General features: G+C 67.4%; 17 protein-coding genes. 12 read left to right on the top strand and 5 right to left on the bottom strand.

Features of this window, described 5'->3' with window-relative positions:
* Nucleotides 1-80: 80 nt before the first annotated feature.
* Nucleotides 81-602 carry a M15 family metallopeptidase gene (locus tag NS6_RS04925; protein WP_068037987.1) on the top strand — a complete coding sequence of 174 codons (522 nt, stop codon included), beginning with the start codon at nucleotides 81-83 and terminating at the stop codon, nucleotides 600-602.
* Between the two features lie 38 nt (nucleotides 603-640).
* Here NS6_RS04925 and NS6_RS04920 read toward each other — a convergent pair whose 3' ends face one another.
* Nucleotides 641-1873 (bottom strand): helix-turn-helix domain-containing protein, encoded by a 1233-nt coding sequence (locus NS6_RS04920; RefSeq protein ID WP_307647232.1) that lies wholly within the window; start codon nucleotides 1871-1873, stop codon nucleotides 641-643.
* A 212-nt stretch (nucleotides 1874-2085) separates the two neighbouring features.
* Here NS6_RS04920 and NS6_RS04915 point away from each other — a divergent pair, with 212 nt between their 5' ends.
* A complete protein-coding gene (locus NS6_RS04915) occupies nucleotides 2086-2391 on the top strand; it encodes a hypothetical protein (RefSeq protein WP_033242355.1) in 306 nt (101 codons plus the stop codon).
* A gap of 30 nt (nucleotides 2392-2421) precedes the next feature.
* Here the strand turns inward: NS6_RS04915 and NS6_RS04910 are convergent, their stop codons facing one another.
* Nucleotides 2422-3309 carry a PAC2 family protein gene (locus NS6_RS04910; protein ID WP_068036908.1) on the bottom strand — a complete coding sequence of 296 codons (888 nt, stop codon included), beginning with the start codon at nucleotides 3307-3309 and terminating at the stop codon, nucleotides 2422-2424.
* Nucleotides 3310-3564: 255 nt separating this feature from the next.
* On the opposite strand from NS6_RS04910, the gene metH reads away from it, so the two are divergent.
* From metH to NS6_RS04880, 6 genes are all read left to right on the top strand, one after another.
* On the top strand, nucleotides 3565-7161 hold the full coding sequence (gene metH, locus NS6_RS04905) for a methionine synthase (RefSeq protein ID WP_068036905.1): 3597 nt from the start codon (nucleotides 3565-3567) through the stop codon (nucleotides 7159-7161).
* Between the two features lie 318 nt (nucleotides 7162-7479).
* Complete coding sequence (locus NS6_RS04900; protein WP_068036902.1) at nucleotides 7480-9042, top strand: serine/threonine-protein kinase; 1563 nt, start codon at nucleotides 7480-7482, stop codon at nucleotides 9040-9042.
* 117 nt (nucleotides 9043-9159) lie between these two features.
* On the top strand, nucleotides 9160-9852 hold the full coding sequence (locus NS6_RS04895) for an HAD family hydrolase (protein ID WP_068036899.1): 693 nt from the start codon (nucleotides 9160-9162) through the stop codon (nucleotides 9850-9852).
* Between the two features lie 269 nt (nucleotides 9853-10121).
* Entirely contained in the window at nucleotides 10122-10982 is an 861-nt protein-coding gene (locus NS6_RS04890) for a HalD/BesD family halogenase (RefSeq protein WP_068036896.1), read from the top strand.
* A 47-nt stretch (nucleotides 10983-11029) separates the two neighbouring features.
* Nucleotides 11030-11833, top strand: a complete 804-nt coding sequence (locus NS6_RS04885; protein ID WP_068037985.1) for a class I SAM-dependent methyltransferase — start codon at nucleotides 11030-11032, stop codon at nucleotides 11831-11833.
* 70 nt (nucleotides 11834-11903) lie between these two features.
* Nucleotides 11904-13718: a choline/carnitine O-acyltransferase gene (locus NS6_RS04880; RefSeq protein WP_068036892.1), complete on the top strand. Its 1815-nt coding sequence runs from the start codon at nucleotides 11904-11906 to the stop codon at nucleotides 13716-13718.
* A 292-nt stretch (nucleotides 13719-14010) separates the two neighbouring features.
* On the opposite strand, the gene NS6_RS04875 is transcribed toward NS6_RS04880, so the two are convergent.
* Nucleotides 14011-14661 carry a TetR/AcrR family transcriptional regulator gene (locus NS6_RS04875; RefSeq protein ID WP_068036889.1) on the bottom strand — a complete coding sequence of 217 codons (651 nt, stop codon included), beginning with the start codon at nucleotides 14659-14661 and terminating at the stop codon, nucleotides 14011-14013.
* Nucleotides 14662-14835: 174 nt separating this feature from the next.
* On the opposite strand from NS6_RS04875, the gene NS6_RS04870 reads away from it, so the two are divergent.
* Together NS6_RS04870 and hisG are read left to right on the top strand one after the other, a co-directional pair.
* Nucleotides 14836-15099 carry a phosphoribosyl-ATP diphosphatase gene (locus tag NS6_RS04870; RefSeq protein WP_030521337.1) on the top strand — a complete coding sequence of 88 codons (264 nt, stop codon included), beginning with the start codon at nucleotides 14836-14838 and terminating at the stop codon, nucleotides 15097-15099.
* 40 nt (nucleotides 15100-15139) lie between these two features.
* A complete protein-coding gene (gene hisG / locus NS6_RS04865) occupies nucleotides 15140-15991 on the top strand; it encodes an ATP phosphoribosyltransferase (protein WP_068036886.1) in 852 nt (283 codons plus the stop codon).
* A gap of 330 nt (nucleotides 15992-16321) precedes the next feature.
* On the opposite strand, the gene NS6_RS04860 is transcribed toward hisG, so the two are convergent.
* A complete protein-coding gene (locus NS6_RS04860; RefSeq protein WP_084470738.1) occupies nucleotides 16322-17218 on the bottom strand; it encodes a RecB family exonuclease in 897 nt (298 codons plus the stop codon).
* Nucleotides 17219-17291: 73 nt separating this feature from the next.
* Here NS6_RS04860 and NS6_RS04855 point away from each other — a divergent pair, with 73 nt between their 5' ends.
* Nucleotides 17292-18125: a tRNA (adenine-N1)-methyltransferase gene (locus NS6_RS04855; RefSeq protein WP_068036883.1), complete on the top strand. Its 834-nt coding sequence runs from the start codon at nucleotides 17292-17294 to the stop codon at nucleotides 18123-18125.
* 70 nt (nucleotides 18126-18195) lie between these two features.
* Here the strand turns inward: NS6_RS04855 and NS6_RS04850 are convergent, their stop codons facing one another.
* Nucleotides 18196-18738: a nuclear transport factor 2 family protein gene (locus NS6_RS04850; RefSeq protein WP_084470615.1), complete on the bottom strand. Its 543-nt coding sequence runs from the start codon at nucleotides 18736-18738 to the stop codon at nucleotides 18196-18198.
* Nucleotides 18739-18917: 179 nt separating this feature from the next.
* Here NS6_RS04850 and arc point away from each other — a divergent pair, with 179 nt between their 5' ends.
* The gene (gene arc, locus NS6_RS04845; protein WP_068037975.1) at nucleotides 18918-20678 is read left to right on the top strand and encodes a proteasome ATPase; all 1761 of its coding nucleotides are present in this window, start codon (nucleotides 18918-18920) and stop codon (nucleotides 20676-20678) included.
* The last annotated feature ends 12 nt before the right edge of the window (nucleotides 20679-20690 follow it).

Raw genomic sequence — 20690 nt, 5'->3', positions numbered from 1 at the left:
GCTTTGCGTGGAATCACATCTGTGCAGCTCATCGGTAACGCAGCCGGTCGGGGCAGGTAGTGGTCGATAAGATCATCCGCATGCCCTTTCCTCTGTCGGCGAAAGCTGGTCGTGCCGCCGCGGCGGCGGTGTCGGCGGTAGCTGCCGGTGTGCTCGCCTTCGGTGGTGCCGAAGCCGCCGCCTCTCCCTTTCCGGTGCCGCCCCTGACGGAGACCGCGGCGGCGGGGACCGAGGGGCTCGATCCGTTGCTGGCGCTCGCGTACACCATGGCCGAGCGGGAAGCGCATGCCGCGGGTGTACCGATGTGGATCAATTCCGGCTATCGCAGCCCGGCCGAACAGCAGGCGATGTGGGAGGACGGGCTGCGCACCTACGGCACGCCGGAAGAAACCCGCCGCTGGGTGTTGCCGCCGGAGGAGTCCACGCATGTCACCGGCCGGGCCGTCGATATCGCGCCGCGCGACGGTGCCGCATGGCTGGAAGCCAACGGTAACCGGTGGGGACTGTGCCGAACGTTCGACAACGAATGGTGGCATTTCGAGCTGGTCACCCTCCCGGGGACGGCCTGTCCGGCGCGGGTGCCCGACGCCGCCCACCGCTGAGGTGTGAATCCGCGCCGGGCGTACGCCCACGGAACAGTTCAGGTGCCGGATACTGCGCGGAGTTCGTCCAGGTACTCCTGAGTCCGCGGATCGTCGGGGAAGTGCGCCATCAATTCCCGTCCGACCTCGCCGCCGATGCACAACAGTGAGGGCAGCGACCGGCGTTTCGATTCGAAGGCTTGCAGCCCCTCCGAGACCGCCAGTTCGAGATCGCGGCCGCGGGCGGCCACCATCGCCAGGGTGAGGTGGGCTTCGGCGACCCGCATCGGGTTGCGGACCGTGCCGTCGAGGGTGGTGGAATCGGCCAGTACGGCACGGGCGAACCGTTCGGCCCGCATATCGTCGCCGACCACCCGGCAGCAGTCCATGGCATAGAAATCGAATTTCTGCGGGTCGACGACGAAATGGTTCTCCAGGTCCTCGGGATGCCCGAGCCGGTCCAGCAGCATCCGGCCCTGTGCCAGTGCCGCGTCCACCGCGGTGCGGTCGCCCAGGCGTGCCCAGGCTTTGGCGCGCTGGGCGGCGAGCTGGACGCCGACGCCGCTGTCGGCGCATTCCGGCGGTACCGAATCGACGGCCTGGATGACACCGCGGTTGTTGCCCTGGGTGAGCGCGAACCAGGCCGCCAGTTCCGAACTCCATCCGATGATTTCGATATTGCCGGATTCCAGGCCGAGGGATCGGGCGGCCCGCCGGGTGGCCTCGGCGCCGCCGCGGCGGCCGAGATCGTATTCGAGGCAGCCGAGCAGCAGGGCGACCCACCCTGCCAGCTCGAGGACTTCTTTGTGCTGGGCCAGCGTCAGCCGGCTGTCGAGCAGGGCCGCGATCCGCCGTAGCCAGCCCGATGCCTCACGGTGGAGTTGGTGGGCATCGGTGGAGGCGTAGTCACGGCACAGGCGTTCGGCGGTGATCCGGACGGCGTCGAGGGTGGCGGTCGAAACATCGGACATCCGTAGCCGTCCCATGAATTCGAGCGTGTCCATCCCGGTGGCGGTGAGTAATTCGTCGTCGCGGCTCGGGCGCGCCTTGGGAAAGAAGGCCGGGGCGACGGTGTCGAAAGCGGCGGCGATGAGGGGAGCGTAGAAATCGTCGGGGCGGGATTCGCCCGATTCCCAACGCCGCCAATTGCGTAGCAGGGTGCTGTCGGTCGGTAGGTTCTGGGATGATTTGGCGCGTAGCGCGCGTACCGCCTCGGCCTGTGACCACCCACGCGCATCGCGTTCCGAGCGCATCCGGATGGCCCACAGCGGACGATCTTCAGCAGCAGTCACGCCGCCAGTATTGCACCAGCAAACTTTTCGTGGACCCCATAGGGCATGAAGATGTCCCCCGCATGACCTCTTCTGCGTGCGTTCGCCGTCGGTCATGCTCGAATCGAACCGGTTCCGTACCGGTTCAAGCAACACCCCCGCGAACGCGGGAGGAGATCCCGGAGCAGGAAATGGTTCCCCGCCTCGCGCGGGGAAGGATTCAGGAGGTTCGGGTGGAAGCGTTGGTATATGGGTATTTACGCGACGATCTGGCCGCGGGCGACGGCGACGATATGGAGGCCGCGCTACGCGAGCTCGCCGATGCCCACGGATTATGCTTCGCCGCGACATTCCACGAATCGCATGCGGGTGACGGAACGGCATTCGCCGAACTGACCCGGGAACTCCAACGGGCGGATGCCCACCACGTGGTGGTGCCTTCGCTCGATCACCTCACCGGCCAGACCATTCCACGCGAACTGCTGATCGCGAAACTGGCCAACGACGCCGCCGCCCGAATCTGGTCGGTGGCGAGCTGAACCGGCGGCCCGGCGGCTCGGCGTCCCCCCTCAGCGCCCGAAGCCGCCGGGCCCCCGCCGGCGCAGATACTTCTCGAATTCGGCCGCGATGGCATCACCATCGATCTTGGCCATGACCTCGTTCACGTCGATCGCGGCATCGCCGCGCTCCTCGAGGGAATGGACGTACTCGGCGATCTCCTCGTCGGCGACGGTCATCTCGTTCACCGTCGACTCCCACTCCTCGGCCTGCTGCGGCAGCTCCCGCATCGGCACCTCGATATCGAGAACATCCTCCACCCGGTGCAGCAGTGCGATCGTGGCCTTCGGGTTCGGCGGCTGGGAGACGTAATGCGGAACCGCCGCCCAGAACGACACCGCCGGGATCCCGGCCTTCACGCACTGGTCCTGCAGCACGCCGGTGATCCCCGTCGGGCCCTCGTAGCGGGTCTGTTCCAGATTGAAGCGTTCGGCCGCTTCTTTGCTGTAGGCCGAACCCGTCACCGGCACGGGCCGGGTATGCGGGGTATCCGCCAGCAGTGCACCCAGGATGACCACTGTCTCTACTCCGAGCTGATCGATGAGCTCCAGTAGGTCCGCGCAAAACCGGCGCCACCGCATATTGGGTTCGATACCGCGCAGCAGGACCACATCGCGGTCGCTGCCGGGCGGGGAGCACACCGACAGCACCGTCGCCGGCCAGACGATCTCGCGGGTGACGCCCTCCACCTGCCGGACCATCGGCCGGTTCACCTGATAGTCGTAGTAGTCCTCGGAATCGAGTTCGGCCAGTGGCCGCGCATCCCAGATCAACTCCAGGTGCTCGACCGCGCCGCTGGCCGCATCACCAGCGTCGTTCCAGCCCTCGAAAGCGGCGACGAGCACCGGGTTGCGCAACGCGGGCAGTTCCCGATCCACCGGAGATTCACTCGAGCTCACCTCAGTCAGCCTACGGTGCTGGTCGCGACCGGCGCGCAGTATCGGTCCTCCCGCGCCTGTCGCGGCCGGTCGCCGGGCCTGCGCGGTGGTGGCCCGAGGCGCGAGTGCCCGCCGGCTCGCGGTTTTCCCGCCGGGTGTGACCGGCCGCCCGGTAGGACAGTGGGCGGCCGGTCACACCGGATGCCGGCTGTGGCCGCCCCCACAGGTGTGAACTAGGCGAACATCGTCACGGTGGCGCCCACTAGTCTGGAATCCATGTCTGCCTCCCGCCCCGCCGAGTTCGACACCACCTTGCTCGACACGCTCAGCCGCCGTGTCGTGATCGGTGACGGGGCCATGGGCACGATGTTGCAGGCCGTGGATCTCACCCTCGACGATTTTCGCGGCCTCGAAGGATGCAACGAGATCCTCAACGACACCCGTCCCGAGGTGCTGCGCGATATCCACCGTGCCTATTTCGAGGCCGGCGCCGACGCCGTGGAAACCAACACTTTCGGCTGCAACCTGCCCAACCTCGCCGACTACGATATCGCGGACCGGATCCGGGATCTGTCCGAGAAGGGCACCCGGCTGGCCCGTGAGGTCGCCGACGAGATGGGGCCGGGCTCCGACGGGGTGCCTCGTTATGTCCTCGGCTCGATGGGGCCGGGCACCAAGCTGCCGACCCTGGGTCACGCCCCCTACGTGAGCCTGCGTGACGCCTACACCGAGGCCGCGCTCGGCATGCTCGACGGCGGCGCCGACGCGGTACTGATCGAGACCTGCCAGGACCTGCTGCAGGTCAAGGCGGCGATCAACGGCACTCGCCGGGCCATGGAACAGGCCGGGCGCCGCATTCCGATCATCACCCACGTCACGGTCGAGACCACGGGCACCATGCTGGTCGGCAGTGAGATCGGTGCGGCGCTCACCGCGCTGGAGCCGCTGGGTATCGATCTGATCGGGCTGAACTGCGCGACCGGCCCGGACGAGATGAGCGAGCATCTGCGCTACCTCTCCCAGCATGCCCGGATCCCCGTCTCGGTGATGCCCAACGCCGGGCTGCCGGTGCTCGGGGCCAACGGCGCCGAGTATCCACTCACCCCCGAGGAGCTGGCCGCGGCGCTGCGTGGTTTCGTCGCCGACTACGGCCTGGCCCTGGTCGGCGGCTGCTGCGGCACCACCCCGGAGCACATCCGGCAGGTCGCCGAGGCCGTCCGCGAGGTGGAAACCACGTTGCCGCCGATCGAGCAGCGCCGTACCCCGCAGCCGGAACCGAGCATTTCCAGCATGTACACCGCGGTGCCGTTCGAACAGGACGCCAGCGTGCTGATGATCGGTGAGCGCACCAACGCCAACGGGTCGAAGGCGTTCCGGGAGGCCATGCTGGTCCAGGACTGGGGTAAATGCCTCGATATCGCCAAGGACCAGACCCGTGACGGCGCCCATCTGCTCGACCTGTGCGTCGACTACGTCGGCCGCGACGGTAGCGCCGATATGTCGGAACTGGCGTCCCGGCTGGCCACCGCCTCCACCTTGCCGATCATGCTCGACTCCACCGAGCCGCCCGTGCTGCAGGCCGGGCTCGAGCGCCTCGGCGGGCGCTGCGCGGTGAACTCGGTGAACTACGAGGACGGCGACGGGCCGGACTCCCGGTTCCAGCAGATCATGAGCCTGGTCGCCGAACACGGCGCCGCAGTGGTCGCGCTGACCATCGACGAGGAGGGGCAGGCGCGGACCGCCGAACACAAGGTCGATATTGCCGAACGGCTGATCGCCGATATCACCGGCAACTGGGGCCTGCATGTCGGCGATATCATCATCGACACCCTGACCTTCACCCTCGGCACCGGCCAGGAGGAATCGCGGCGCGACGGCCTGGAAACCATCGAGGCCATCCGCGAACTCAAACGCCGCCACCCCGGGGTGCAGACCACGCTGGGTCTGTCGAATATCTCCTTCGGCCTGAACCCCGCCGCCCGCCAGGTGCTGAACTCCGTGTTCATGCACGAATGCGTGCAGGCCGGCCTGGACAGTGCGATCGTGCACGCCTCCAAGATCCTGCCGATGAGCCGGATCCCGGACGAGCACCGCGAAATCGCCCTCGACCTGATCTACGACCGCCGCCGCGAAGGCTACGACCCGCTGCAGATGCTCATGCAGCTTTTCGAGGGTGTGTCGACGGCCGATTCGCGGGCCTCGCGCGCCGACGAACTGGCCGCGCTGCCGCTGTTCGAACGCCTCGAGCGGCGCATCGTCGACGGTGAACGCGCCGGGATGGAGGGCGACCTCGACGAGGCGATGCGTGAAGTTCCGCCACTGAAGATCATCAACGAAACGCTGCTGTCGGGGATGAAGACCGTCGGCGAGCTGTTCGGGTCGGGCCAGATGCAACTGCCGTTCGTGCTTCAATCGGCCGAGGTGATGAAAGCTGCCGTGGCGCATCTGGAGCCGTATATGGAGGCCACCGACGACAGCGGTAAAGGTCGCGTGGTGCTGGCCACCGTCAAGGGCGATGTGCACGATATCGGCAAGAACTTGGTCGACATCATCCTTTCCAACAACGGCTACGAGGTGGTGAACCTCGGGATCAAACAGCCCATCGCCAGCATTCTCGACGCCGCGGTGGACAAGAAGGCCGATGTGATCGGAATGTCGGGTCTGCTGGTGAAATCCACCGTGGTGATGAAGGAGAACCTGGAGGAACTCAACGGCAGGGGAGTGGCCGAACAGTTCCCGGTGCTGCTCGGTGGCGCCGCGCTCACCCGCTCCTATGTGGAGAACGATCTCACCGATGTCTACGAGGGGGATGTGCACTACGCCCGCGATGCCTTCGAAGGCTTGCGGTTGATGGACGAGATCATGGCCGTCAAACGCGGGGCCGCACCCGACCCGGACAGCCCGGAGGCGGAGGAGCGGCGGCGCAAGACTGCCGAACGGAAAGCCCGCCACGAACGTTCGCGCCGGATCGCCGAGGAGCGGCGGGCCGCCGAAACCCCGATAGAGGTGCCCGCCCGGTCGGATGTGGCCGCTGATGTCCCCGTGCCTGTTCCGCCGTTCTGGGGGACTCGCGTGGTGAAAGGTCTGCCGGTCCAGGAATACTCGGGCCTGCTCGACGAACGTGCCCTGTTCCTCGGCCAGTGGGGGCTGCGCGGGCAGCGCGGCAGTGAAGGGCCCAGCTACGAGGAACTCGTCGAATCCGACGGCCGCCCGCGGCTACGGGCCTGGCTGGACCGGCTCAGCGTCGAAGGTGTCCTGCAGCACGCGGCGGTGGTGTACGGGTACTTCCCGGCGGTCTCCGAGGGCGACGACGTGGTCGTGCTCACCGAACCGAACCCCGATGCGCCGCAGCGGTACCGCTTCACCTTCCCGCGCCAGCAGCGCGACCGGTTCCTGTGCGTAGCCGATTTCATCCGCTCGCGCGACCACGCCCGGCAGACCGGGCAGGTGGATGTACTGCCGTTCCAGTTGGTCACCATGGGGCAGCCGATCGCCGATTTCGCGAACGAACTGTTCGCCGCCGACAACTACCGGGATTATTTGGAGGTGCACGGAATCGGCGTCCAGCTCACCGAGGCGCTCGCCGAATACTGGCATCGCCGGATCCGGGAAGAGCTCACCCTCGACGGGCACGCCATCGCCGAATCCGACCCCGCGGAGGTGGCCGACTACTTCAAACTCGGTTACCGCGGCGCGCGTTACTCCTTCGGTTACGGGGCCTGCCCGGAGTTGGAGGATCGCGCCAAACTGGTGGACCTGCTCGACGCCGGGCGGCTCGGTGTCACGTTGTCGGAGGAGCTGCAGCTGCATCCCGAACAATCCACCGATGCGTTCGTGCTGCTGCATCCGGAGGCAAAATACTTCAATGCCTGAGCCGGGCTAAACACGCGGTCGGTGTGATTGTCGTCACTTTTGTATGTCACTACTGCGCCTACTGCCTGAGCCACCCGCGGAAACCGCAGGTGACCGGCGCGTGATCGGGTCCGAAATCCCATACTGCCCGCAGAGGTTCGGGGTGCCGCAGCTACGATTTCCGGGAACTTCCGCCGAGGTTCCCGCGGAACCAGAAATCCGGACAAAGCCGTTCGGATGCGTTGCACGCGCCGGGCCGACGCGGAACTCTGGGCAGCCGCCTGTGACGCGCGGAGTGCTGGACGACTCGGCGGCGAGCAGAAGGGGTCACGACTTCAGATGAGCAAGGATCGGCTGATAGCCGGACGTTATCGGCTCACGGATCCCATCGGCACCGGTGCCATGGGAGTGGTGTGGCGGGCGCTCGATATCCGGCTACAGCGCACGGTCGCGGTGAAACAGGTGCTGCTCGGCCCGAACCTGACCGAACAGCAGACAGCGGAGGCGCGTAAACGCGCACTGCGCGAAGGCCGGATCGCCGCGCGCCTGCACCACCCCAACGCCATCTCGGTGTTCGACGTCGCCGACGAGGACGGCCAGCCGTGGCTGGTCATGGAATACATGAACGCGCCCAGCCTGGCCAACCGGCTGAACCTCGACGGAACGCTCACGCCGCTGAAGGTCGCCGAACTCGGGGCGCAGGCCGCGGCCGCGCTCGCCGCCGCCCACGACGCCGGTATCGTGCACCGGGATGTGAAACCGGCGAACCTGCTGGTGGGCGACGACGGCACGGTGAAGATCACCGATTTCGGAATCTCCCGCGCCACCGGTGATGTCACCGTCACCGCAACCGGATTTCTGGCAGGCACCCCGGCCTATCTCGCCCCGGAGGTCGCACGCGGTGAACAGCCGATACCGTCCTCGGATGTCTTCGCGTTGGGATCCACGCTTTACCACGCGATCACCGGGCGCCCGCCCTTCGGTGACGGCGACAACCCTTTGGCCGTGCTGCACGCGGTCGCCGGTGGGCAGGTCGAACCGCCCGCCGGGGCGGGCGCGCTGGGCCCCGTGGTGATGCGGTTGCTGGCGACCGAGGTCGCGAACCGGCCGACCATGGACGAGGCGCGAGTCATGCTGGAAGAAGTGGCCGCGGGCCGGGCGCCGGAACCGGTCGATATCGCACCGTCCGCCACGACGAAGGTCCTCCCGCCCACGCTCGCCGCCACGGCGACACTCGACCGGCCCGATCCGGAGCCGGGCGCCGCCGATATCCGCCCGCCCGCCGCGGCGCCGGCGTTCCGGGATGCCGGGGTGCCACCGGCTACGGGACCGTCGCCCGCGCCCGCGGGCCCGGCCGCCGGACGTGGTTCCGGCGTGCGGTCCCGCACGGCCGTGCTGGCGGGCGCCGCGGCACTGCTCCTGGTGGTCGTGGTGGGTTTGGTTCTCGTCAATGTCACCGGCGGGGACGGCAACACCGCCGCCGGGCCCGAAAGCAGCCAGGTGAACGCGCCGGAGCAGACCGGGGAACCGCGGGCTGAACCCAGTGATCCACCCACCACCACTGCCTCCACCACCACCACCGAATCCGGCCCGCCTTCGGGTGCCCGCGTGGAACAGTTCGTTCGTGGCTATTACGGGCTGCTGCCCGGCAACACGGCTGCCGCGTGGTCGCAGCTCTCACCCGAATACCAGGCCACCGCCGGTGGTTACGCCGACTACCAGGGGTTCTGGTCGACCATCGGCGCCGTCAGTATCGGCTCGGTCAGCCGTTCCGGTGACGGTAGCGCGGTGGCGACGGTCACCTACACGATGCGTGACGGGTCGGTGCAGTCGGAGAGCCGATCGTTCCGGGTCGCGCCCAACGGAGGAGAGTTGGTCATCACCGCGTCGCAAGTATTGTGACCGCGACCGGCCGGGTTTGCTGCCGCTTACCCGGCCGGGCTACCGTCGGCCGAAGCCTCCGATCGTGCTGCGCGGCTCGGCGCCGGCTCGATCCACCATGACGAAAGGTCCGAACGTATGGCCCAGCCGGCCGGTGTCCTGTGGGATATGGACGGGACGCTGCTCGATTCGGAGAAGCTGTGGGATATCGGCGTCCGCGAGCTGGCGCGCGAGCTCGGCCGGGAGATGACGCAGGAGATCCGGCACGCACTCATCGGGGCTTCGGGGCCGAATGCGCTGCGGATCATGTTCACCGAATTGGGGGTGGACCCGCACCCCGAGGCCGTCGAGGCGGCGGGCCTGTTCTTGGAGCGGCGGGTCACCGAACTCATGACCGGTCCCATCCCCTGGCGGCCGGGCGCGGCGGCGGCGCTGGACATGGTACGGGAGGCCGGTCTGCCCTGCGCGCTCGTGACCAACACCAAACGGTCGCTCACCGAACTGGCCCTGGAAACGCTGGGCCGGCACCGGTTCGACGTCTCGGTCTGCGGGGACGAGGTGCCGCACGGAAAACCCGACCCGGCCGTCTACCTCCGCGCGGCGCACCTGCTCGGGCTGGATGCCCGCGACTGCGTGGCTGTCGAGGATTCGGTCACCGGCGTAGCGGCCGCCACGGCGGCGGGCTGCGGAGTCCCGGTGGTGCCCTGCGAGATCCCGGTACCTGTAGACCCGTCCCGCACGCATCGTGACACGCTCATCGGATTGACCAGTGGCGACCTGGAGCTGTGCTTGCGTACGCGGCTTCAGCACGCCGGGTCGCGTACCTGCTGACGGCGAATCCGGGGCCCGTGTCCGCGGGCAGTGGCCACGCGGCACGTACGCTGGTCCGCTGCCTCGTCGGTGGCAATCGGCAGGCCCGGGCGAGGGTGGGCAGCGGAAGCGACTGTCCATGAAAGTGCCTCGGTAAACGGTGCGGAACGACAACGTTGCGCTGCCGATGGTGTTGCGGATCAACAAAACCGGATGGTCCGTGACCGGTCTCACCGGGCATCTCGCGGATTCGCCGGGCGTGTCGGCCTACCGGCGGCAACAATATCGCTATGGCCGCCACGGTGACCTTGGACGAGATCGTCGATACTTCCCGCTACCCGCTCGCGGAGCCCGATACGCCCGGCTGGCATGCCGCTGTCGCGGCTGCGCGGGCCGGTCTGGCAGAGGACGGCTGCACCATACTGCGCGAGTTCATCCGGCCCGAACTGCACGCCCTGCTCGCGGAACAGGGAGAACAGATGGCGCCGCACGCCTACTACCGCACCGAACGGGTGAATGCCTACAACATTCCGCTCGATACCGAACTGCCCGCCGAGCATCCGGGCCGGATCATCTTCGAACGCGGTAACGCCTTCGTCCCGCGCGACCGGATTCCGGTCGGCGCATTGATCCACCAGCTGTACACCGGCGCCGAGTTCCAGCAATTTCTGGCCGCCTGCTTCGGCCGGCGGCAGCTACACGAATTCGCCGACCCGCTGGCCGGTCTCGTACTGAACGTGGTGGCCCCGCGCAACTCGCATCCATGGCATTTCGACACCAACGAGTTCACCGTCAGCATGCTCACGGCGGCGCCGGAGTCCGGGGGTGTGTTCGAATACTGCCCCAATATCCGTTCACCGCATACCGAGAACCTCGCCGATGTGCACGCGGTGCTCACCGGCGGCGGCGACGGTCTCGTCCGGCGGCTGGAGCTACGCCCCGGTGACCTGCAGCTTTTCCAAGGAAGGTACTCACTGCACCGGGTGTCGCCGGTGCAGGGCGCGACCCCTCGGCATACGGCGATCTTCGCCTACAGTGATCGCCCCGGCGCCATCGGCACCGTGGAACGTACCCGCCAGCTCTTCGGGCGGGTATTGCCGGATCATCACGCGGCGGCCGACGCCGTCCGTGGTGACCGGCTGCTGGATTGATCAGGGACCCGGTCGAGTGGGTACCGCCCTACCGAGAGGAACACAACGTGCCAGTGCCGTTGCACACCACCGGGAAAGCATCGTTCGACGATATCTACTCGAGGCCCGACCCCCGCGACTACTACGCCCGCATGTCCGAGCTGGACTATCGGATACCGGAACTGGCGAAGCCGCATCTGCGCGAGCAGATAGCGGAGTATCGGGCAGCAGCGGGAACTGCCCCCACCGTGCTGGACATAGGGTGCTCCTACGGTGTGAACGCCGCCCTGCTCCGCCTGGATACGACCCTGGCCGAGCTGGCCGGCTCCTATACCGAATCGGTGCTCGGGACCGGCGATCTCATCGCCCGCGATCGTGATCGCGTCCGCGGTGCCGCCGCCCTGCCCGGCGTCCGGTTCATCGGCATGGACGCTTCCGCACCGGCCCTGGACTACGCCCGGGCGGCGGGGCTACTGGACAGCGTCGTACACGCCGACCTCGAGGCCGCCGACCCCACCGACGAACAACGCGCGATCCTCGCCACGGCCGATCTGGTGATTTCGACCGGCTGTATCGGCTATGTCACCGAGAAGACACTCGTCCGGATAGCGACCGCCGCCCCGGACCGCCGCCCCTGGATGGCGCACTTCGTCTTGCGCATGTACGGTTTCGGACCGATCGAGGCGGAACTGGACGCCCTGGGATACCACACCCGGCGGATGCCGGGCGAGTTCGCCCAGCGCCGCTTCGCCTCCGACTCCGAACGCGAGCAGGTACTGGACACCCTCACCACCAACGGCATCGATCCCGGCGGCCTGGAGTCCGAAGGCCGGTTGTATGCCAATCTTTATGTGTCCCGGCCGGGTTCGTAATACACGAAGCCGTGCGATGCCGGGATCAGCCCGATCGTCGAGCAGCACCGACCCGAACCGGAGAGACGACTTGACCGAAAGCACCTTCGCCGCCGAAGACCAACTGCCCAGGGTTCCGCTGCCCACCCTGGAGGACAGCTGCGCCCGCTTCGTGCAGTGGTGTACACCCTTGCTGACCCCCGGGGAACTGGCGGCGACCGAGGAAGCCGTGGCCGATCTGCTGCGCCCCGACGGCGCCGGCCGGACCCTGCATGCGGCCCTGCGTGAATACGACGAGACCCCCGGCGTCGGCAGCTGGCTGGATCGGTTCTGGCCGTCCCGCTATCTGGGCCGGCGTGACCGGATCGCGTTGAACGCCAACTTCTTCTTCCTGTTCCGCGACGATACCGCCCTGGCCACCTCCACCGCGGCGGGTCAGGCGGACCGTGCCGCGGCGCTGGTCGCGGCCGCCGTCGACTACAAACTGGCTCTGGACCGGGAAGAAATCCCGCCGGTCACCCAGCGTGGCCGGCGGCTGTCGATGTGGCAGAACAAGTACCTGTTCTCCGAAACCCGGATCCCCGGTGCCGAACAGGACACCGTGCGCGTGCCTTACACCGAGGAGTGGCCGGGCCCGTCCGGCGCCCGTCACATCCTGGTACTGCACCACGGCAATATGTTCCGGCTGGATGTACTCGGCGCCGACGGCGACCCGTACGCCTTCGAGGATCTGCTCGGTGGTCTGTGCGCCATCCTGAAATCCGCGACCGAGCCGGCGCCCGCCGGGACCTCGGTGGGACATCTGACCACCGCGGCCCGGGCCGACTGGGCGAGCAGCCGCGCCGAACTGCTCACCGATCCGTACAACGCCGCGGCGCTCGATACGATCGAAACGGCGCTGTTCTGCGTCTGCCTCGAGGATTTCGCGCCCCGCGACGAACTGCACGCCGCGGACACCCTGCTGCACGGTGACAGCGCCAACCGCTGGTTCGACAAGTCGGTGTCGTTCATCGTGTTCGCCGACGGCCAGACCGGAATCAATATCGAGCACTGCGGGCTGGACGGTACGACGGTGCTGTCCTTCGTCGACGCCCTGCTGGAAACACCGGTGACCGGGCATACGGAACGATCCGGGGCGCGGGGCCAAGGGCTGCCGCCGGTCGAGCAGGTCGAATTCCGGCTGACCGACGAGCAGCGTGCCGCGGTGACCGCCGCGGGCGCGGCTTTTGCGCAGTACGCCGCCGACAACGCCACCACCACGGTGTCCTTCGACGAGTTCGGCACGGCCCGCGCCAAACAGCTCGGCATCTCTCCGGACGCCTTCGCCCAGCTGAGCTATCAGCTGGCCCACCGCCGCAGCAAAGGTCTCACCGGCGCCACCTACGAATCCATCGCGACCCGGCAGTACCGCAACGGCCGGACCGAGGCGATGCGGGTGATCACCCCGGAGATGATCGCCTTCGTCGACTCCATGGAGGAACCCGCCGCCGATACCGCCACGAAACTCGCCGCGGCCCGCGCCGCCGCCGGTGCCCACGTGGCCCGCGCCAAACAATGCCAGTCCGGTGAAGCACCGGAACAGCACCTGTGGGAACTCGAATGGATCCAGCGGCGCCGCGGGGCCGAACTCGGCGTCACCGATCCGATCCCGCTGTTCCACAGCCCCGGCTGGACGATCATGCGCGACGATTACCTCAGCACCAGTTCGGCGCCGTCGGTGAACATCCGGTACTTCGGCTTCGGTTCCACCAGCCCGAAATGCATCGGTATCGCCTACGTCCTCCTGCCGGACCGGTGGAACCTCTACCTGGCGACCCCGGCCGCGGTGGCGGGCGAGATGTACACCTTCGCCGACCACCTCCGCACCGCGGTCGCCGAACTGGAGGAGTTGCTCGCCGGGCAGTAGAGCCACGCGGTCGGCGCACGGCCGGTCCGGGGCCCCGCGTCCGATGAGCAGTAGGTCACCGCGGTGGCTCTGCGGGGGTCATCGCCGACGATGCCCCCGCGCAAGCCCCGGACGGTTCCTGCCGTCCGGGGCATCCAGACGCTTCCCCGGGGCTTTCGGGGGTAGGTCCACGGTCGTCCATCGCACCGAGCGCAGGACGCGCAGATCCGACGGATTTCGCGAACGGCGTCGACGGGACGGATCGTTGCCCGGCGAGGTATCCCGGAGCGGGGCATCGCGTCGAGCGGCGGCGCTATCTCCGTGCGTCGGATGCCGGCAAACCCGTATCGGTGGACTCCGGGAGCTTCGGCGCCTGCTGGACACCGGACAAGCCGGTCCAGCACAGTCCCGCGGTCGTGGCAACGGCCTCGTGCCGGGGGAGGGGCTTCCCGGTGAGGACCCAGTGCCGAGCACACGACTGCGCGATCGCGACCACCTCGGCCGTGATCAACCAGCCCCGTTCGGCCTGCGTCGGCGGATAGGGGGCCAGTGCCTGCAGCAGGGTATCGGTGCAGATCGTCGTGGCTTGATGGGCCACCCGCTGCGCCGACGGTTCATCGACCACCGCAGCACCCGCCAGCAGGGCGGCGCTGCGCGGATTGGTATCGGCGAAATCGAATATCGCGGCCACCGTCGCCGAAACGATCGATCGCATGCCCTGGGCAGGTGCGAGCGCCTCCGCCAGTGTTTCACCCAGCACCCGCAGCGCCTCGTGCAGAACCGCCAGGTAGAGCTCCAGTTTGCTGGTGAAGGAGTTGTATAGGACCGGTTTGCTCACTCCCGCCCGGCAGGCGATCTCGTCCATACTTGCCGCCCGGTATCCGCACGCGGCGAACAAACCGGACGCAGCGGCCACGATCAGGTGCCGGCGCTCCTGCCGGGCCTGTGCCATGTTCTCGTCCACAGTCGGCGACCACCTCCTCGGATCCTCACAGTACCGATGACACGTGCCCGGACCGGCGGTGGCGGTCCGGGCACGGGGTCGCGCGGGCTCCGGAAGCGATCGGGTGAGTGCTACGGCACAGCCGCGCGTACTCGGGGACAAGGGCTCGGAGGTGGTCTGAAACAATGACCTGCCGTGAAGACTTTCGAGGCCCTGTTCGCCGAGCTCCAGGATCGCGCAGCCACCCGTCCCGCCGGGTCGGGTACCGTCGCCGCACTGGACGCGGGCGTCCATACCCAGGGCAAGAAGGTGCTGGAGGAGGCCGGCGAGGTATGGCTGGCCGCCGAACACGAAGGCGACGAGGCGCTCGCCGAGGAGATATCGCAGCTCCTGTACTGGGTGCAGGTCCTGATGGTGGGCCGCGGGCTGCGGCTGGAGGACGTCTACCGACATCTGTAGACGCCCCGACCGTTCCCCGAAACCGAAAGGACCTGCCATTATGCTGCGTGTCGCAGTACCCAACAAGGGTGCGCTCTCCGAATCCGCCGTTGCCATCCTCACCGAAGCCGGTTACCGCAAACGCACCGATTCGCGTGACCTCACCGTCCTCGATCCGGCCAACCAGGTGGAATTCTTCTTCCTGCGGCCCAAGGACATCGCTATCTACGTCGGCTCCGGGGAACTGGATCTCGGCATCACCGGCCGCGATCTCGCCCTGGACTCCGGTGCGCCGGTGGCCGAACGTCTCTCGCTCGGATTCGGTGGCTCCACTTTCCGCTACGCCGCCCCGCAGGGACAGGACTGGACAGTGCAGGATCTGCAGGACAAGCGGATCGCCACCTCGTATCCGAACCTGGTGCTGTCCGATCTGGCCCGGCGGGGCATCGAGGCGGAGGTGATCCGGCTCGACGGTGCGGTCGAGATCTCGATCCAGCTCGGCGTCGCCGACGCCATTGCCGATGTGGTGGGTTCCGGGCGCACCCTGCGCCAGCACAGCCTGGTGGCGTTCGGGGAGTCGCTGTGCGATTCCGAGGCGGTGCTCATCGAACAGGCCGAAGCCGATCGGGACGATCGGTCGCGTAACCAGCTGATCGCCCGGGTCAAGGGCGTGGTGTTTGCCCAGCAGTATCTGATGCTGGACTACGACTGCCCGAAGGGGCTGCTCGAACGCGCCGCACAGATCACCCCCGGCCTGGAATCGCCCACCGTGGCGCCCCTGGCGGACGAGGGCTGGGTGGCGGTCCGCGCCCTGGTACCTCGCAAACAGGGCAACGAACTGATGGATCGGCTGGCAGATATCGGCGCTCGCGCCATCCTTGCCACCGATATCCGTTCCTGCCGCGCGTTCTGAGTATCTGGCGCCGCCTCCGGCGGCGCGGGGTTTCGGCCCCCTTGGTCCCTGCTTTCCGCACTCGACACCCGCGCCTGCGGCGCATCGCATCGCATCGAGCACGGAAAGCAGGGACGGGCCGAAACCTTTCAGGGCCTCGCTGAACTCGGTGGCACCGCTGTGCGCATAAGGCAGTGATGATGGGAACACAACGCTGGTGTCTTTGCCCGGCGAACGACAGCGGCAGCTGCAGGTACGTCGGTGCCGGCACGTGTTCGGACGCCTCCCTGAACGCGGTGCCGACCGGCGGGGCGCCCTTTTCGGGGCAGGCCGCGGCGGCACCGAAAGGACTCAGTCCGATACCGATTCGGCGAAGGTCTCGGCGGCGGATTCGCCGTCGGTGGGCCTGCCGGGATACGGCGGCGGGGTTCCGTCGAACGCGGGGCAGAGTTTTTTGTAGGCGCAGTAATCACACAGCCAACTCGGATTCGGCGGAAAATCTCCGGTCTCGGCGGCCGTGGACACTGCTTCCCACAGGGCCATGAGGGTGCGTTCGAAGCGAAGAAGTTCGGCTTCCTCCGGCGCGTAGGTGAGTAGCTGCGCGCCGGCGAGATACACCAGGCGCAACTGCGCCGGGACCACGCCGCGCAGACGGAGCAGCATCAGGCCGTAGAACTTGAGCTGGAACAGGGCCCGCGTCTCCTGATTCGGACCCGGAACCCGGCCGGTCTTGTAATCCACCACCCGTAGCTCTCCGGTCGGCGCCACATCGATTCGGTCCACGAAGCCGCGTAACGGGGCGCCGTCGGCGAGCTCGACCTCGAGCCGGGTCTCACAGGATTGCGGTTCGAACCGACGCGGATCTTCCAGGCGGTAGTAGCCGCGTACCAACGCGCGGACCTCGCCGAGGAATGTCTCGAGTTCGCCGTCGCCGTCGACCACCTGTGCCGCCTCCGGTTCCACCGCTACGACGCGCTCCCAGGCAGGGCCGGCCAACGCCGTCGCCCGCTCGGGTTCACGTTCGGCAGCCGGAAGCGCGTACAGATCCTCCAGTACCGCGTGCACCACGGTTCCCCGTACCGCTTGCCGCGTGGAAGGCTCGGGGATCCGGTCGATTGCCCGCAGCCGATACTTGAGCGGGCATTGTTTGAAATCGGCTGCGCGCGAGGGCGACAGCGCGGGCCGGGCGGGCCGGGGCGGTGCCTCGGGCTCGGGACTCGCCGGGGGTGTGCTCGGTGGCGCTGACATACCTGGCAGGCTATCCGTCGGCACCGACACGGTGCCGCGCGCGAATACGCGGACATCGCGGGAACGGAGATTCATGACGGCCAGACGGACCGGGCCATTCGTCGTCGGCGACCGGGTGCAGCTGACCGATGCCAAGGGCAGGTTGTACACGGTGCTGCTGGAGCCGGGAAAGCAATTCCATACCCATCGTGGCGCGATCGACCACGACGAACTGATCGGCGCCGAGGAGGGCACGCTCGCGCACTCCACCAACGGCACCCCGTACCTTGCTCTGCGTCCCCTGCTGACCGACTATGTGATGTCCATGCCGCGCGGGGCAGCGGTGATCTATCCGAAGGACGCCGCCCAGATCGTGCACGAGGGCGATATCTTCCCCGGCGCCCGGGTGCTCGAGGCGGGTGCCGGTTCCGGCGCGCTGACCTGCTCGTTGCTGCGTGCGGCGGGGCCCGAGGGTGCTGTGGTTTCCTATGAGATCCGGGAGGACCACGCCGAGCACGCCGTCCGGAACGTGGAACGGTTCTTCGGGGAACGGCCGGCGAACTGGGAGCTGACCGTCGCCGATGTGGCCGACTACGCGGGGGAACCGGTGGATCGGGTGATCCTGGACATGCTGGCGCCGTGGGACGCCCTACCGGCTGTATCGCAGGCCCTGGTGCCCGGCGGGGTGCTGATGATCTACGTCGCGACCGTGACGCAGCTGTCGAAGATCGTGGAAGCGCTGCGCGAACAGCAGTGCTGGACCGAACCGCGGTCGTGGGAGTCGATGGTGCGCGGCTGGCATGTGGTGGGTCTCGCGGTGCGGCCCGAGCACCGGATGCAGGGCCATACGGCCTTCCTGGTGAGCGCTCGGCGGCTGGCCGAAGGTGTGGTCACCCCGAAGCCGCAGCGACGGCCGTCCAAGGGCTGAGCGGGCGGGGCGGTGCGGAAACGCCGCGGGCCGCGGTGGGAGTTCCACCGCGGCCGGGGCGTTGCGGTGGTTACGCCGGAGCGCAGGGGATCTGTGCGAAGCCGAGCAGCAGGCAGGCCCCGTCGTCGGACAGCTTCCAGGTGCCGTCCTCCTCCTCCCAGGTGACCGGTGCCGGCGGTGCACTGCCTCCCCGCGGGCTGGTGATGGTGGTCTGGCCGGTGGCCGTATCGTCGTCCACGGTGATATCGGCGACCGTGTAACTGAGTCCGCGGTAGGTCTGCAGGGCCGCGTTGAGCTGCTCGAGCTGGCCGCGCCTGTTCTCGCCGTCGACGATGAGGTTCACCTTCTCGTCCACGGTGACGTCCGGATTTGTGATCTGTTCGAGGATGGACTGTAGGCTCTGCGCGGTGGGTGCGTCCGCGGAATCGCCGTGCTCGTGGTCGCCGCTGTCGTCATGCGCCGACGCGCTGGTGGTAGCCGCGCCGCTGGGGGGTGCGGTGGTGCCGGTGCCGTCGTCGGATCCGCAGGCAGTCGATCCCAGCGCCAGTGCGCCGGCCGCGGCCGTCGCCACCGCGACGTGGACCAGCCGGAGTGTCCGTGCGGGAAGGTGCATAGCTGGCAACCTTTCGGCTAGTCGGTGGGGAACCCCACCGATCGAGGGTTAGGGCAGGCTAACATGGTCTGACCAGCATGATGGTCGCGGCCAGATGTGATCACCACGAAATCATGTCGGACAGCGCAAACGGGTCGCGCCCGGTAGCGTTGATAGACCGGGATTGGGAGGAGCAGCACATGAGCCCCATCGAGAATTCGGATTCGGCGGCCTGGAGAGAACTCGAGGCAGTACGCGCCGAAGCGGCTGCACTCCGGAGGCAACTCGCCGATTCACCGGATCGCTCACGGGAATTGGAAGCCCGTATCGATTCGCTGACCATTCGCAACACCAAGTTGATGGATACCCTGAAAGAAGCGCGGCAGCAACTCGTCGCGTTGCGTGAGGAGGTCGACCGGCTCGGTCAGCCGCCCAGCGGTTACGGGATTCTGATCGGTGTCTACGAGGATCAGACCGTCGACGTGTTCACCTCCGGCCGCAAGATGCGCCTGACTTGTTCGCCGAATATCGACACGTCCATCCTCGCCTACGGCCAGACCGTCCGGCTGAACGAGGCGCTGACGGTCGTGGAGGCGGGCACGTTCGATTCCATCGGTGAGATCGGCGCCCTGCGCGAAGTCCTCGATGGGGGCCGCCGCGCCCTGGTCGTCGGGCATGCCGACGAGGAGCGGGTGGTGTGGCTGTCCGGTCCGCTGTCCAAACTCGCCGAGGCCGACGATCTGGACGATCCGGATTCCCCGATCCGTAAGCTGCGGCCGGGGGATTCCCTTCTGGTCGATACCAAGGCCGGCTTCGCGTTCGAACGTATTCCCAAGGCCGAGGTAGAGGATCTGGTCCTGGAAGAGGTACCCGATGTCGGCTATCACGATATCGGCGGCCTGGGCCGGCAGATCGAGCAGATCCGCGATGCCGTGGAGCTGCCCTTCCTGCACAAGGATCTGTTCCGCGAGTACGCATTGCGACCGCCCAAGGGAGTCCTGCTCTACGGCCCGCCGGGCTGCGGTAAGACGCTGATCGCCAAGGCGGTGGCCAATTCGCTGGCCAAGAAGATCGCCGAGGCGCGGGGCGAGGATGCCAAGGAGGCGAAGTCCTACTTCCTGAACATCAAGGGTCCCGAACTACTGAACAAGTTCGTCGGTGAAACCGAGCGCCATATCCGGATCATCTTCCAGCGCGCCCGGGAGAAGGCCTCCGAGGGCACCCCGGTGATCGTGTTCTTCGACGAGATGGACTCGATCTTCCGGACTCGTGGGTCCGGTGTCTCCTCCGATGTGGAGACCACCGTCGTGCCCCAGTTGCTCAGTGAGATCGACGGTGTGGAAGGGCTGGAGAACGTCATCGTCATCGGCGCCTCCAACCGCGAGGATATGATCGACCCCGCGATCCTGCGGCCCGGCCGCCTGGACGTGAAGATCAAGATCGAGCGCCCGGATGCCGAATCCGCACAGGACATTTTCTCGAAGTACCTCACCGAGTACCTGCCGCTGCACGCCGACGATCTGGCCGAGTTCAAAGGCGACAAGGTGGCCTGCATCCGCGCGATGATCGAGCGGGTGGTGGACCGGATGTACGCCGAGAGCGAGGACAACCGCTTCCTGGAGGTCACCTACGCCAACGGTGACAAGGAGGTTCTGTACTTCAAGGACTTCAACTCCGGCGCCATGATCCAGAACATCGTGGACCGGTCCAAGAAGTACGCCATCAAATCGGTTCTGGACACCGGAAATCCGGGCCTGCGGATCCAGCATCTCTACGATTCGATCGTGGACGAGTTCTCCGAGAACGAGGACCTGCCCAACACCACGAATCCCGATGACTGGGCCCGTATCTCGGGTAAGAAGGGCGAACGGATCGTTTACATCCGCACGCTGGTCACCGGCAAGAACGCCAGCGCCAGCCGGGCGATCGATACCGAATCCAATACCGGCCAATACCTGTAGAGAGGCACTGCT

Source organism: Nocardia speluncae NBRC 108251 (assembly GCF_001613245.1).
Lineage (GTDB): Bacteria > Actinomycetota > Actinomycetes > Mycobacteriales > Mycobacteriaceae > Nocardia > Nocardia speluncae.
The sequence above is the reverse complement of the archived record's forward strand: the minus strand, read 5'-3'. Positions and strand labels throughout refer to the sequence as shown.

What these genes read in the sequence shown, in the direction of transcription:
- NS6_RS04925 (WP_068037987.1), top strand. Translation starts at nt 81, where the DNA reads ATGCCCTTTCCTCTGTCGGCGAAAGCTGGTCGTGCCGCCGCGGCGGCG.
- metH (WP_068036905.1), top strand. Translation starts at nt 3,565, where the DNA reads ATGTCTGCCTCCCGCCCCGCCGAGTTCGACACCACCTTGCTCGACACG.
- NS6_RS04900 (WP_068036902.1), top strand. Translation starts at nt 7,480, where the DNA reads ATGAGCAAGGATCGGCTGATAGCCGGACGTTATCGGCTCACGGATCCC.
- NS6_RS04895 (WP_068036899.1), top strand. Translation starts at nt 9,160, where the DNA reads ATGGCCCAGCCGGCCGGTGTCCTGTGGGATATGGACGGGACGCTGCTC.
- NS6_RS04890 (WP_068036896.1), top strand. Translation starts at nt 10,122, where the DNA reads ATGGCCGCCACGGTGACCTTGGACGAGATCGTCGATACTTCCCGCTAC.
- hisG (WP_068036886.1), top strand. Translation starts at nt 15,140, where the DNA reads ATGCTGCGTGTCGCAGTACCCAACAAGGGTGCGCTCTCCGAATCCGCC.
- NS6_RS04860 (WP_084470738.1), bottom strand. Translation starts at nt 17,218, where the DNA reads ATGTCAGCGCCACCGAGCACACCCCCGGCGAGTCCCGAGCCCGAGGCA.
- NS6_RS04855 (WP_068036883.1), top strand. Translation starts at nt 17,292, where the DNA reads ATGACGGCCAGACGGACCGGGCCATTCGTCGTCGGCGACCGGGTGCAG.
- NS6_RS04850 (WP_084470615.1), bottom strand. Translation starts at nt 18,738, where the DNA reads ATGCACCTTCCCGCACGGACACTCCGGCTGGTCCACGTCGCGGTGGCG.
- arc (WP_068037975.1), top strand. Translation starts at nt 18,918, where the DNA reads ATGAGCCCCATCGAGAATTCGGATTCGGCGGCCTGGAGAGAACTCGAG.